This is a genomic window from Pontibacter actiniarum (assembly GCF_003585765.1).
Classification (GTDB): Bacteria; Bacteroidota; Bacteroidia; order Cytophagales; family Hymenobacteraceae; genus Pontibacter; species Pontibacter actiniarum.
This window is the reverse complement of record NZ_CP021235.1, coordinates 2,813,989-2,827,451: the sequence shown is the minus strand read 5'-3', so window position 1 is coordinate 2,827,451 and position 13,463 is coordinate 2,813,989. Positions and strand designations below refer to the sequence as shown.

At 56.7% G+C, this 13,463-nt stretch carries 10 protein-coding genes; 5 read left to right on the top strand and 5 right to left on the bottom strand.

Annotated elements, in window-relative coordinates:
- Nucleotides 1–94: 94 nt before the first annotated feature.
- The 5 genes from CA264_RS12170 (at nucleotide 95) to CA264_RS12150 (ending at nucleotide 5,051) form a co-directional block, all read left to right on the top strand.
- Nucleotides 95–1,237, top strand: coding sequence for a CgeB family protein (locus tag CA264_RS12170; RefSeq protein ID WP_025607499.1), 1,143 nt, complete (start codon nucleotides 95–97; stop codon nucleotides 1,235–1,237).
- Nucleotides 1,227–2,333 (top strand): CgeB family protein, encoded by a 1,107-nt coding sequence (locus CA264_RS12165; RefSeq protein WP_025607498.1) that lies wholly within the window; start codon nucleotides 1,227–1,229, stop codon nucleotides 2,331–2,333. Before CA264_RS12170 ends, CA264_RS12165 begins: the two co-directional genes overlap by 11 nt.
- Entirely contained in the window at nucleotides 2,330–3,439 is a 1,110-nt protein-coding gene (locus CA264_RS12160; protein WP_025607497.1) for a CgeB family protein, read from the top strand. The genes CA264_RS12165 and CA264_RS12160 overlap by 4 nt, the downstream gene beginning before the upstream one ends.
- Before the next feature lie 121 nt (nucleotides 3,440–3,560).
- Nucleotides 3,561–4,376 (top strand): TIGR04290 family methyltransferase, encoded by an 816-nt coding sequence (locus tag CA264_RS12155; protein WP_025607495.1) that lies wholly within the window; start codon nucleotides 3,561–3,563, stop codon nucleotides 4,374–4,376.
- 111 nt (nucleotides 4,377–4,487) lie between these two features.
- Nucleotides 4,488–5,051: an NUDIX hydrolase gene (locus CA264_RS12150; protein WP_025607494.1), complete on the top strand. Its 564-nt coding sequence runs from the start codon at nucleotides 4,488–4,490 to the stop codon at nucleotides 5,049–5,051.
- 73 nt (nucleotides 5,052–5,124) lie between these two features.
- On the opposite strand, the gene CA264_RS12145 is transcribed toward CA264_RS12150, so the two are convergent.
- From CA264_RS12145 to CA264_RS12125, 5 genes are all read right to left on the bottom strand, one after another.
- Complete coding sequence (locus tag CA264_RS12145) at nucleotides 5,125–6,693, bottom strand: NFACT RNA binding domain-containing protein (RefSeq protein ID WP_025607493.1); 1,569 nt, start codon at nucleotides 6,691–6,693, stop codon at nucleotides 5,125–5,127.
- Nucleotides 6,694–6,794: 101 nt separating this feature from the next.
- Nucleotides 6,795–7,556, bottom strand: coding sequence for an MBL fold metallo-hydrolase (locus CA264_RS12140; RefSeq protein WP_025607491.1), 762 nt, complete (start codon nucleotides 7,554–7,556; stop codon nucleotides 6,795–6,797).
- Entirely contained in the window at nucleotides 7,553–7,828 is a 276-nt protein-coding gene (locus tag CA264_RS12135) for a hypothetical protein (RefSeq protein WP_025607489.1), read from the bottom strand. The genes CA264_RS12140 and CA264_RS12135 overlap by 4 nt, the downstream gene beginning before the upstream one ends.
- Before the next feature lie 3 nt (nucleotides 7,829–7,831).
- Entirely contained in the window at nucleotides 7,832–8,212 is a 381-nt protein-coding gene (locus CA264_RS12130; protein ID WP_025607488.1) for a response regulator, read from the bottom strand.
- A gap of 3 nt (nucleotides 8,213–8,215) precedes the next feature.
- Nucleotides 8,216–13,438 (bottom strand): PAS domain S-box protein, encoded by a 5,223-nt coding sequence (locus CA264_RS12125; RefSeq protein ID WP_025607487.1) that lies wholly within the window; start codon nucleotides 13,436–13,438, stop codon nucleotides 8,216–8,218.
- Between the last annotated feature and the right edge of the window lie 25 nt (nucleotides 13,439–13,463).

Here is a 13,463-nt window from a genome sequence, read left to right as displayed (position 1 = left end):
CACAGACAAAGCTCAACTACTCAAAAGCAGCGATTCAATTATTCAATAGTCATTTATTCAAAATTCAATCATTCAGCCATTCAAAACTGACCCTATGAACATCACCCTTTTCTATCACTCTATACTTTCTGACTGGAACCACGGCAATGCGCACTTCCTGCGCGGGGTGGTTCGGGAGCTGGAGGAGCGGGGGCACCAGGTGCAGGTGTATGAGCCGGAAAACGGCTGGAGCCTGCAGAACCTGATCGAAGGCTATGGAAAAGAGAAGCTGGAAGAGCTAAAAGAGTACTACCCCAACATCAAAACCAACTTCTACACCTTAGACTCCCTTGACCTGGATGCGGTGCTGCGCGACGCGGACCTGGTGCTGGTGCACGAGTGGAGCGAGCACGAGCTGGTGAGGCGCGTAGGGGAGCACAGGGCCAACGGAGGCAAGTATAAGCTGCTGTTCCACGATACCCACCACCGCGCCGTGACAGAGCGCGAAAGCATGGCCAAGTATGACCTCACGCATTACGACGGGGTGCTGGCCTTCGGGCAGAAGATCCGCGATTTATACTTGCAGGAAGGCTGGACGCAGAAGGCCTGGACCTGGCACGAGGCCGCCGATACCTCTGTGTTCTACCCGCACGAGCAGAAAGACTTTGAGGGCGACCTGGTCTGGATCGGGAACTGGGGCGATGAAGAGCGTACGGCCGAGCTGCACGAGTTCCTGATAAACCCGGTGAAAGAGCTGGGGCTGAAGGCCAAAATATACGGGGTGCGCTACCCCGACCATGCCCGCAAAGCGTTGGCCGACGCCGGTATTGCGTACGGCGGCTGGCTGCCTAACTACAAAGCGGCGGAAGAGTTTGCCAAGTATAAGGTAACCGTGCACGTGCCGCGCCGGCCTTATGTGGAGGCGCTGCCGGGTATCCCGACCATCCGCCCGTTCGAGGCCATGGCCTGTGGCATTCCGCTGATCTCCTCGCCCTGGGATGACGCCGAGAACCTGTTCACACCCGGAAAGGACTTCCTGGTTGCCCGCAGCGGGGAAGAGATGAAAGAGCAGCTGAAAGCCATCCTGAACAATCCTTTTAAAGCAAAAGAAGTAGCGGCACATGGTTTAGAGACCATCCGCAGCCGCCATACCTGTGCCCACCGCGTAAACGAGCTGGAGAGCGTGTGTGAGGAGCTGGGCATAGCAACGTCAAAAATCTATCTCACCCAAAAAGAGCAAGTCCTGAATGAAGAGTAAAAAACTGAACATCGCCTTTTTCGGCTCCAGCCTTGTTTCTGCCTACTGGAATGGCGCTGCCACGTACTACAGAGGTATTGTAAGGGCTTTGAGCGAGTGCGGCCACCATGTTACCTTTTATGAGCCGGATGCCTACGAGCGCCAGCAGAACCGCGACATGGAAGACCCGGATTGGGCAAAAGTAGTGGTGTATGAGGCAACCGAAGAGGCCGTTTATAAATGCCTGGAGGATGCTGCCGGTGCCGACATGGTGGTAAAAGCCAGCGGCGTGGGCGTCTTCGACGAGCTGCTGGAGCGCGAGGTGCTGAAGCTGCAGACCGATGAGCGCCTGGTGGTGTTCTGGGACGTGGATGCGCCAGCCACGCTGGACCGCGTGCACAACGACCCGAACGACCAGTTCCTGGAGCTGATCCCGCAGTACGACATGGTGCTGACCTACGGCGGCGGCGACCCCGTGGTAAAAGCCTACGAGGCGCTGGGTGCGAAGAAATGCGTGCCGATCTATAACGCGCTGGACACAGCCACCCATTTCCCCGTGGAACCGGATGCGCGCTTCGCCTGCGACCTGGCCTTTCTGGGAAACCGGCTGCCCGACCGCGAGGCGCGCGTGGAAGAGTTCTTCCTGAAGCCGGCGGCACTCAACATGAACCAAACCTTCATCATCGGGGGCAGCGGCTGGGGCGACAAGCAAATGAGCGACAACGTTAAGTACGTCGGCCACGTCTATACTAAGGACCACAACGCCTTTAACTGCACCCCGAAAGCGGTGCTTAACATTAGCCGGGAGAGCATGGCCCGCTATGGTTTCTCGCCGGCCACGCGCGTGTTTGAGGCGGCTGGCGCAGGGGCCTGCATCATCACCGACTACTGGGAAGGGATCGATTTCTTTTTTGAGCCGGGGAAAGAGATACTTGTGGCCAGGGATGGGGCAGAAGTGGCCGCCATCATGGCAGATTTAACAGAAGCTAAAGCGAAAGAAATAGGAGAGGCAGCATACAGGAAAGTTCTTTCCGCGCACACGTATAAACACCGTGCGGAGCAACTGGAGCAGCTGCTGTATGCAAAAGTGAAACGGACTAAAGAAGCATTGGCATGAACATCGTAATTCTCGGTTTATCCATCACCTCGAGTTGGGGCAACGGCCACGCCACCACATTCCGGGGAATGGTGAGAGAGCTAAACAAGCAAGGCCATCAGGTACTTTTTCTGGAGCGCGACGTGCCGTGGTACGCCGGAAACCGCGACCTCCCCAACCCCGAATACTGCCAGACAGAGCTTTACCAGTCGCTGGCGGACCTGCAGGCCCGCTTTACCGAGCAGGTGCGCGAGGCCGACATGGTGATAGTGGGCTCTTATGTGCCGGAGGGTGTGCCGGTAGGGGAGTGGGTCGTGAAAACCGCCCGGGGCATCAAGGCCTTCTACGATATCGACACACCGGTAACGCTGGCCAAGCTGGAGCGCGAGGACTACGAGTACCTGCACCCGGACCTCATCCCTAAGTACGACCTGTACCTGTCGTTTACCGGCGGCCCAACGCTGGACCTGCTGGAGCAGAAGTACAACTCTCCGATGGCGCGCCCGCTGTACTGCTCCTTCGACCCGGAGCTTTACTACCCGGAGCTGATGGAGGCCAAGTGGGACCTGGGCTACCTGGGCACTTACTCCGACGACCGCCAGCCGCCGCTGGAGAAGCTGATGCTGGACGCCGCCCGCAAATGGCCGGAGGGCCGGTTTGTAGTGGCTGGGCCGCAGTACCCGGCAAGTATAAAATGGCCGCAGAACGTGCAGCACATCCACCACCTGCCGCCTGCAGAGCACAGGCACTTCTACAACAGCCAGCGCTTTACGCAGAACATTACCCGGGCCGATATGATCAAGGCGGGGTATGCGCCAAGCGTGCGCCTGTTCGAGGCCGCTGCCTGCTGCACCCCGATCATTTCTGACTACTGGGAGGGGCTGGACACCTTCTTTGAGTTTGACACGGAGATCCTGATTTCCCACTCTGCCAAAGACACGCTCCGGTTCCTGCGCGAGATCAGCAAAACAGAGCGAAAGCTTATTGCAGAGCGCGCCCGCAAAAAGGTAATGGCGCACCACACGGCTGCACACCGTGCGCAGGAGCTGGTGGGCTACGCCAAAGAGCTGATGACGGTACAGCAGTCGCTGTCCAGGAGCTCGGGCATGGTAAGCCAGGAAGCATAGCAAAACCACACAGCAGCTGCCACTTCTCTACACACAGGAGTGGCAGCTGCTGCTTTAGGTGCATCATTATCGGCTTCGGCTGCGTAAGCACATCCATAACACAAATTCACACTTTTTACTTATGACGGAGATCGATCAGTTAGGCCCTTGGTTTCATAATTTGCACTTGCCCAACGGGGAGCAGACGGCTCCAAATCACTTCTTAGGTGATTTCCCGAAGTTTAAATGGCAGGAGATGGAGCCATACATCCCTGCTGATTTGTCTGGGTGGAACGTGCTGGACGTGGGCTGTAACGCCGGTTTCTACTCCATAGAGCTGGCCAGGCGCGGCGCCCAGGTGCTCGGCATCGACGTGGACCCGCACTACCTGCGGCAGGCGAAGTGGGCGGCAAAGCAGTTTGGCCTGGAAGATAAGATCGAGCTGAAGCAGATGCAGGTGTACGATGTGGCCCACCTGGAGCGGGAGTTTGACCTGATCTGGTACATGGGCGTGCTCTACCACCTGCGTTACCCGCTGCTCTCGCTGGATATCCTCTCGCAAAAGTGCCGCAGGCAGATGGTTTTCCAGACGCTGACCATGCCCGGAAACGAAGCGGCAGACACCCCGGACGACTTCGACATTAACGATCGCCAACGCATGCTCGGCGAGAGCTGGCCTAAAATGGCCTTCATCGAAAAGCGCATGGCAGGCGACCTGACCAACTGGTGGGCACCCAACCACGCCGCCATTGAGGCGATGATGCGCTCCTGCGGGTTGCGTGTAAAAGAGCGCCCGGGCCATGAGCTGTACGTGCTGGAGGTAGACGAAGAACTAAAGCAGCACCAGCAGTGGAACCGGTCGGAGTACCTGTCTGCCACTGGCCAGGACTGGCAGGAGGCCGTGCAGCACAAAGTGGAAGGCAAAAACACCTACATGCTGGACCGGCACAAGAAATAAACTTCCCGATAGGTGCCCTGCGCCGGTTTGAGAAAAGCCGCCCGGGCCTTACCGACAGCAGCCATGCCTTTGCATGGCTTTTTTTACGCGTAATAAGTATAACTTGCGATTATGTCAACAAAGAATGATACCCCACAGCCCTGGACGATCCTGAAATCGGAGATGGTGGTGGACGAACAATGGTACAAACTGCGCCGCGACGAGGTAGAGCTGCCGAACGGCGTGGTGCTGGACGATTACTACGTGAGTGTGCGCCCGAACGTGGTGCTCATCTTTCCGCTAACCGAAGACAACCACGTGATCTTCGTGCGCCAGTACAAGCATGCCGCCGGAGACGTCTTTATCGAATTGCCGGGAGGCGTGGTAGACGAGGACGAAGCAGCGCCTCTGGCAGCTGCGAAACGCGAGCTTCTGGAGGAAACGGGCTATATTTCGGATGACATGGAGCCTTTGCTGGAGGTGATTGACAACCCCACCAAAGACACGAACAGAATCTACTATTACCTGGCGCGCAACGCCCGCAAGGTAGCAGAGCAGGACCTGGATATCAGTGAAAACATTGAAGTACTGAAAGTGCCGTTGCAGGAGGTGGAAAGCATGGTGATGAGTGGAAAGGTTAACGTCTCCGGCTCCATCGCCCTTAGCCTGCTGGTCCTGCGGAAGCTGGGGGTGTAAAGCAACGTACCGGTGGCCCAGGCCCGGGCTTCTCCGGCGTGGGTAAGGGGGCAGAGCGTCCGGAAAGGCCGGGTTATACTTTGGCGAAGGGGTTCTCCGGCTTTACCAGCAGCACCTTCTCCCGCTCTACCACCACAGAGCCGGCAGGGGAGCCCTTGGGTTTCCGTACCCATTTCTTGGGTGTGTAAATAACCGGGCACAGAGAGTCGGCCTTGCGCTTGCTGTAGTAGGCTGCCAGCTGTGCAGCCTTTTCGAGTACGGTTACCGGAATGGTTTTACCCGCCTGGTGCTTGATAACCACATGTGAGCCGGACACATCCTTGGCATGTAGCCAGATATCCTCTTTGTACGTATGGCGCTGCGTTAACTGGTCGTTGTTCTGGGCGCTCTTGCCGACCAGTATTTTAAAGCCTTCGCTCTCGAACACCCGGAACGGAACCTGTTGCTGCTCCTGCTGCTTGCTGCCCAGCAAATGGTTGTACTCGCGCAGGTAGGCTTTCAGCTGTTTATAGTTCTCCACTTCCCTCAGCGCCTGCAGCGCATCCTCCAGCACGATCAGCTCTTCCAGCTTGCGCTCCACCTTTTCCTCCAGTTGCTTTACCTCTACGTGCTGGTTTTTGGCTTTGCGGTACAGGCGCTCGGCAAACTTCTGCGGCGTTTCGTTTTGCTTGAGCTTATAGGTGCGGTTCTGATCGGTGTAAAAGTCGTAGAGCTCTACCTCTGTGGCGCGCGGTGGAATGTTGGTGAGGTTGGCCATGATCACGTCAGCGGTCTGGGAGTAGGAGCGGTCGTGGCGCAGCTCCTGTAGCTTTTGCTCGCTTTGCTCCATTACCGTCTGCGTTACCTGCCGCTTGCGCTCCAGCACCTGGCTGGCCTGCCCGTACTGCTGCTCAAAGCCTGTTTCGGATAAGTAGTGCCGGGTGTAGTGGTCTGCTGCCTCCATGGGGCCGGAGTACGTATGCAGTACCTCCCCCACGGGCAGGAGCGAGAGGCGCAGTTTCCCGTTCAGGCGGATGATGTAGTACGCCTCCGGTGCCTGGAGTACGTCCAGCGTGTCCTGCACCAGTTCCCACTTCTCCTCCAGGCTGGCCTCCTGGTACCCCCGCTCCTCCAGGTACAGGGCCGGTACATCGCCAAAAGTAGGGTATACCTTGCGCAGGTTGCCGTTTGCGTTGGCAAAAGCCTCGGCGTTCTGCTGCAGCGGGCGGTCCATCTGCAGCGGGTTCAGCGCGGCGTCGGCGGCAAACTTATGCTGGAACAGCTCTACCGCCTCCTGCCCCTGGTACAGTATGATGTTGGACCGGTTGCCAAACAGCTTAAAGAGCAGCAGGTAGCCGCCGCTCAGCTGGAAGTAAAAGCTGCGCTCGTTGCGGTGCTGCACCACGTCTTCCACGGTTTGCCCCTGCATTGCCTGCATCAGCTCCACGCTGTTGGCACGGGCCCTTCTGAACTCAGCGGGGAAGGAGAGCGAGGTAAACTGAGCGCCCAACTGCGCCCGGATATAGAGCTCTTCCCCTTGCCGGGCAAAGCCAAGTATAAGTTCATCCTTGTTCTGGCTGAAGGCCGTAATCGCCTGCATGCCGAGCACCTTCGCGCGCAGCGCCTGTGTTAATTGGCGTAAGAAGTAGTAGTTTAAATGCATGGTAGGATGAAAGACTGTTGGACAAAAGACAAAAGGCATGCACACCGACAGACTACCAGGCAGGCCGTTTGCCCTGAGGCTAGCTACTCCTTCGTCAAAAGCTATACTTCTATCTGCAGGCCGTCGTAGCCCAGGCGTATGAAGTCCGGGAGTTGCAGCTCCACTTGGCGGTGCAGGCCCATCAGGTGACTGATGTGGGTGAGGTAAGCCTGCTCCGGCTGCAGTTCCTCCAGCAGGGAAACCGCCTCTTTCAGCGAGAAGTGCGAGATGTGCGGCTCGTGGCGCAGGGCATCCATCACAATGACTTTGGAGCCGCGCACCTTTTCCTTCTCCGCCTCGGAGATGTAGTTGGCGTCGGTAATGTAGCTAAAGTCCCCGATGCGGAAGCCGAGCACGGGCAGCTTGTAGTGCATGACCCGGATAGGGGTGAACAGCACGCCCTCCACCTCAAAGGGGGCCTCGGTAATCGGGTGCAGCTGCACCTGCGGGATGCCCGGGTACTTGTAATCTGCGAAGATGTAGGAGAACTCCCGCTTCAGTTGCTCCAGCACGCGCTCTTCGGCGTACAGGGGCATGTCCTTCTTCTGGGAGAAATTGTAGGCGCGGATGTCATCCAGGCCGGCGGTGTGGTCCTTGTGCTCATGCGTGAAGACGAGGGCGTCGAGCGTTTTGATACGCTCACGCAGCACCTGCTGCCGGAAGTCGGGGCCGGAGTCGATGATAATGCTCTTGCCCTCGACCTGCAGGTGCACCGATACGCGCAGGCGCTGATCACGGTAGTCTACAGAACGGCAAACCTCGCAAGTGCACCCAATAACTGGTACGCCCTGCGAGGTGCCCGTGCCTAACAATGTTATCTTCAATTGGCGTTCTCTTCGTTGCGGATTTCAAGATAAAGCTGCCTGGTCTTGTCGCTCAGGCGGCTTTCATCAACAGAAATGGTGCGGAGAATATCATACAGGCAGTTGATCTTGCCCTCCAGGCTGTAGTACTTGTTCACTACCGCCACCTTCATATCCCGTAGCACACAGTAGCCGGCTTTAAAATTGCCCTTCTCGTAGCGCAGCACAAAATCCGACTCTGCAAAAATATCCTCCAACTTGTTTAAAAATGGCCGCGTGTACTTAAGCTGCATTCTTTACTTTACAGTATACTTCTTAACCGTTTCTACCAGCATGTCAAAGTCCAGTGGCTTAGGCAGGTAATCGTTGATGCCAACAGCCTTAAAGTCGTCCATGCTGTAGTTGTTGGCGTTGCCTGTCACAGCGATGATCGGAATGTTGGCCACCTCAGGGTTCTTGCTCGCACGAATTTCCTTGGTGCAGTCCATGCCGTTTTTCACCGGGATGTTCAGGTCCATCAGGATCGCATCGATCTTGTTGGATTCCACCTGCTTCAGAACCTCGCCGCCGTTTTTGGCCACCAGAATTTTGTAGTTCTGTAGCTCCAGGATTTTCTTCGTTAGGTTCAGGATAACAGAGCTATCCTCAGCGATCAAAATAGTTTTGCTTTCTGCCATTTGCTAACTGAATATAATGTCCTTGTAAGATTTTCTATAGTTTTCGTACTGCATCTGCAATTTGGAGAAATTTTCATCTATATACTCCAAATGCTCGTTTTTAATGTCGTGCTCTAGTTGTTTGGCAAGTTCTGCGAGTGGATTAATGCCCAACGTGAAGCCAGTGCCTTTAAGCTGATGCAATGTACTTAAAATCCCTTTGTAATGTTGTACGCTGAGTTCTTTTTTGGCTTCCGCGATGAGTTCAGCGGCCTCTTCCTCAAACTCAGTATATAATTGCTTGGTAAAATCCTCTCCGCCTATCTGCTTGAGCTGCTCTACCACGGCCAGGTCGATGATGGGCTCCCCGGTTTCCGTATCCGGGGCTTCTTCTTCGGTTTCCGGCGCGGCGTGCCAGGTGGTGTTTTCCCATTTGCTGATCATGGCGTGCAGGTCGGAGCTCTTCACCGGCTTGGACACGTAGTCGTCCATGCCCTGGCCCATGAACTTGGCGGCATCGTCCTTCATGGAGTAGGCCGTCATGGCGACGATAGGGGGGCAGGCCGAGCCGAGCTGCTCTTTGATGTGCTTCGTTGCCGTTACACCGTCCATCTCCGGCATCTGTATGTCCATGAAAATGATGTTGTACTTCTTGGTGGTGGCCCGCTCAATGGCCTCGTAACCGTTGGAGGCTATCTCGGTGATACAGCCCAAGCGCTCCAGCTGCTTCTGCGCCACCTTCTGGTTGATCTGGTTATCGTCCACCAGCAGCACGTAGGGGGTGTAAGTAAGCGACTCTACCTCCTGCAGCTGTTGTTGCTGGCGCAGCTGCTGCTGCTCTACCTCCAGCGTGCTGGCCAGGCGCACCTTGATGTTAAACCAGAACACGCTGCCGTCGCCCGGTATGGACTCCACGCCGATATCCCCGCCCAGTAAGTGCGTGAGCTGCCTGGAGATAGCCAGGCCCAGCCCCGTGCCGCCGAAGGTCTTCGTCGACGAGTTGTCAAGCTGGGTAAAGTCGTTGAACAGCAGCTCCTGGCCCTCCGGCGAAATGCCTATGCCGGAGTCCTTCACGCGCACATGCAGCCTGAAGTGCTTTCTGTCCAGCTGCTCGGCCCCAACATGGATGCTGACCTCGCCGGCGTTGGTAAACTTAATGGCGTTGGAGGTCAGGTTGGAGAGCACCTGCAGCAACCGTGTCTCGTCGGTTACAACGTGGCGCGGCACATTGGGGTCGATGGCATAGGTAAAGGTCAGGTCTTTCTGCTGGGCGCGGTTCACGAACAGGGAGTGGATCTTGTCCAGTGTTTCGTGGAGGTCCACGCCGCTCTCGTGCAGCACCAGCTTGCCTGCCTGTATCTTGCTGAGGTCCAGAATGTCGTTCAGGATGGCCAGCAACGCGTCGGACGACTTGCGGAGCGTGTCGATGTACTCGCTCTGCTCCGGGTCGGTGTTGATCTGGCTCAGGAGGTCTATCATGCCGATGATGCCGTTCATCGGGGTGCGCAGCTCGTGGCTCATGTTGGCCAGGAACTGCGTCTTCACCTTGAGCAGGTTCTCGGCCTCCTCCTTGGCCGTTAGCAGCGCTATCTGCGTGCGCTTCAGCTCAGACACGTCGCGGGCCACACCCTCCATGGCAACCGGAACGCCGTGTTCGTTATAGACCAGTTTGGCATCGAGCACAATCGTTTTTGGGGTTCCGTCCTTACAGACCATCTCCACCTCTATGTCGCGCACGGTATGCTCGGCAGCCACAAGCTGCCGGATGCGCGTCTGATCTTCGGGGTTGGTATAGAAGAGGAGGGTGCTCTGCCCGAGCACCTCGTGCTCCTCGTAGCCTAGCAACTGGGTAATAGACGGGCTTATGAGCTCCAGCGTTCCGTCTTCGAGGGAGGAGCGGTAGTACACGTCCTGGAACGACTCAAATATCCTACGGAACTTCTCCTCGTTCTCGGCCAGGGCGAGCTGCGATTTCTTCTTGTCGGTTATATCCAGCGCTATACCGGATACCTCCTCAAAGGAGCCGTCCTCCAGGTAAATCGGGTTGAGGTATACCTCGCGCCAGCTCTCCGGGTACTTCAGCTGGATCTCAAAATGCTGCGGCTGCCCGGCAAAGGCCTGCTTATACTTGTCCTCCCAGAAGGCGTAGCTGCTTTCATGCACCATGGAGTCGTCATTGATGGGGGTAAACTGCTCCAGCTGCCGCGAGTTGCGCGACTCGAATGCCTGGGCGAAGTTGCGGTTAAACGAGGTAAGCTCATAGTGCCTGTTAAGCGACCACATGTGGTGCGTGCCGGACTCAAAGATGGCGTTGAGGCGGGCGTTCTGCGTGTTAATCTGCTCCTCGTTGCGCTTGCGCTCAATAGCCAGGGCCACCTGGTTTGAGATAAAGTGCAGGATCTCGATGTCCGTGTGCACGTAGGCGTCCGGGTTCTGGTAGTCCTGCAGCGTAATCACACCGATAATGCGCTCGCCGATGGCAAGCGGGGAGCAAAGGATAACCTCTGGCGTTGCCCCGTGCACGGTAAAGCCCTCGCGGCTGGCCAGCTCCAGCAGCTCCTGCTTCTGCATGTACAGTGGCTTGCCGGTTTCGATTATGTACTCCGACAGGCCTACCGAGAACGGCCGCTTCACCTGCGATTTGGAGGCCTTGTCGATAAACTGGTCTACCAGGTACACAAAGTTGAGGAACTTGTGCTCGTTATCGCAGAGGGCAATGTAGATGTTGCGCGTTTCGATGATCTTGCTGAGCTCCCGGTGGATAGCCGAGTAAAGCGAGTTCAGGTCCTTGCTGCTGATGGCCAGGTTGGCGATGCTGTAGTATACTTTCTGCAGTCGCTCCGCCTTGATGCGGTCCGTAATGTCGTGCAGGATGGCGCGGGTGGCTACCGGCCGGTCATCCTGCCAGCTGCAGGTGATACTCCCGATGAGGTGCACCGGCTTGCCCGCCTTCGTGAGGAACACCGTCTCGATCTTGTTCACGTTTTCGCCCTTGTACAGGTTGCGCAGCTGGTAGATCAGCTTTGCCTTGTAGTACGGGTGCACGATGTCGTTCAGCGTCAGCGACTCTATATCCTGGTCGGTGTAGCCAAGGCGGTCTTTCCAGGCCTTGTTTACGAAGATAAACTTGTTGTCTACCGAGATGTTCTGGATCAGGTCGTGGGCGTTGTCGAAGAGGTCCTGCAGGCGGATCTTGTTGTCCTTGAGGGCCTCCATGGCAATGCGCTTGTCGGTCATGTCCTTGCCCACACTGGTGAGGCCGGTAACCTCTCCCTCCTGGTTGTACTCGAACATGCAGTTCCAGCGGATGGTCTTCAGCTGCCCGGACTTCGTGACAACGTCCCGTTCGTAGTAGGAGCTCAGGTGCTTGGTTTCCATCGCCTTGTGGAAGTCCTGGAGGCGCTGCGCCCGGTCATGCTTCGGCACGAGCAGCTCGTAGAAGTTCTGTCCTATCATTTCCTCCTCCGTGTACTCCACATACTTCATGAAGTAGTTGTTGGCGAAGGCGATATTGCCTTTCTTATCGAGGCTGTAGTAAATCAGGTTTACCTTGTCGAGGAAGTTGCGGAACTGATCCATCGACTCGCGCAGAACCTCCTCGCGGCGCCTGGCCTGCTGCGCCAGCTTGCGCTGCGTAATATCCCGCTTAAACGCCTGTACATAGTACTCCCCATCCAGGATGAGGCGGTTTACGGTAATCTCCGTGTCAAAGAGGGTGCCGTCCTTGCGGCGGTTCTTCCACTCAAACGTGACGGAGCGCCCCGTTGTCAGCAGGTCACGCATGAGGCGCTCGGTTTTCTCCACAGAGTTCTGGCCGTCTGGCTGAAATTCGGGAGAGTAGTCCTTGGGCGACTTGCCGATGAGGTCTTCGCGCGTGCAGCGGAAAAACTCAATGGCCTTGTCGTTGCACTCCACCACAATGCCGTCCTTAAACAGCAGAATGGCGTCGTAAGACGACTCAAAGAGCATCTTATACTTGTCCTCGGTCCGGATGAGCTGCTTCTGCAACTGGTGGCGTGCAATGTAGTTGCCTATGGCCGTGCCTATAAAATCCAGCAGCGCCACAAAAGACTGCGACATGCGGGTTTCGTTGCCCGGCCACACAAGTATAAAGGCGAGCACCTGGCGGTCGGTGGTGATGGGCACCACCGTGAGCTTGCGGTTTAGGTGCACATGCAGGTGCTCCTGCAGGCGCTTGAGTGCTTTCCGCTTAGACGTATGCAGCTGCTCTATCAGCTCGGGGTCAAAACCTACTTCTTCCGGCAGCCCCGTATCGCCCACCTGCCCGGCAGAGTAGGAGAGTTGCGCCGTGCTCTCCAACTCGCTGTAGGTGTACACGCAGCCACCGGTGATGTCGCTCTTCTCCAGGAGTTCATCCAGGGTGTTGTGCAGTACCTCGTGTTGGCTGTCGGAGGTGGAGAGGTTGGTAATGAGCTGGTTGACAAACTCCAGCTGGTGGTTTCTGAAACGAATATCCTGCTCCGAGTCTATCAGCTCGTTCAGGTTCTTCACTGAGCCGTACAGCACATCCTCGCCCTTGAACTTGCCTTTCTGCAGGGTAACCTCCACCGGGAGCAGCTCGTGGTTGTTCTCGTGCAGCCACCACTCAAACTTTTGCTTGCCGGTGTGCAGCGCCTGCTGTATCTGCCCCTTCAGGGCAACGCGCTCAAACAGGTTTAGCTCAAATGTGCGGAATATGGAAGAGCCGCTCAGCTGCTCCTTCTGAACTTTTATCAGGAGCGAGGCGGCATGGTTGATATCGATAAAGTTGCCCTCGCAGTCGAGCAGGAACATAGGCTCTGAGTTCGCCTCAAACACCTCATGGTAGCTGTCGCCGTCGTAGGGGAGCAGTGCCGTGGCCTGGCCGATGCTCGCCAGCTCCACGCAGATGAACACCTCCTCCTGGAAGTGCACCATCCGGCAACTGTAGGTATAGGAGCTGCAGTGGGCAGTGGCGTTGTACTCTACCGCACCGGTATACTTGCGCTGTTGGTGCAGCTCATCCAGAATCGTCTGAAACCGCTCCGGCGAAACTCCCAGCAGGCTACGCAGGTGGCGGGTGGTGTTAAAGTCTGAGTCAGTAGGTTTGTAGTTGATGGTCTGCGCATTTGCCGACAGTACCTGCCCCGTGGGCAGGGCCACCACCACGCCATGCGAAGGCTTGGCCAGTTGCACCAGCACCTGCAGTAAGGAGGAGGCGAGCTGGCCTGCTTTTTCGTCTTGTAACCTACTTGGTATGTAAGGCATCTTAAGTGTCTAAGGTTCAAAGCTG

What these genes read in the sequence shown, in the direction of transcription:
- CA264_RS12150 (WP_025607494.1), top strand. Translation starts at nt 4,488, where the DNA reads ATGTCAACAAAGAATGATACCCCACAGCCCTGGACGATCCTGAAATCG.
- CA264_RS12170 (WP_025607499.1), top strand. Translation starts at nt 95, where the DNA reads ATGAACATCACCCTTTTCTATCACTCTATACTTTCTGACTGGAACCAC.
- CA264_RS12165 (WP_025607498.1), top strand. Translation starts at nt 1,227, where the DNA reads ATGAAGAGTAAAAAACTGAACATCGCCTTTTTCGGCTCCAGCCTTGTT.
- CA264_RS12135 (WP_025607489.1), bottom strand. Translation starts at nt 7,828, where the DNA reads ATGCAGCTTAAGTACACGCGGCCATTTTTAAACAAGTTGGAGGATATT.
- CA264_RS12130 (WP_025607488.1), bottom strand. Translation starts at nt 8,212, where the DNA reads ATGGCAGAAAGCAAAACTATTTTGATCGCTGAGGATAGCTCTGTTATC.
- CA264_RS12125 (WP_025607487.1), bottom strand. Translation starts at nt 13,438, where the DNA reads ATGCCTTACATACCAAGTAGGTTACAAGACGAAAAAGCAGGCCAGCTC.
- CA264_RS12160 (WP_025607497.1), top strand. Translation starts at nt 2,330, where the DNA reads ATGAACATCGTAATTCTCGGTTTATCCATCACCTCGAGTTGGGGCAAC.
- CA264_RS12145 (WP_025607493.1), bottom strand. Translation starts at nt 6,693, where the DNA reads ATGCATTTAAACTACTACTTCTTACGCCAATTAACACAGGCGCTGCGC.
- CA264_RS12155 (WP_025607495.1), top strand. Translation starts at nt 3,561, where the DNA reads ATGACGGAGATCGATCAGTTAGGCCCTTGGTTTCATAATTTGCACTTG.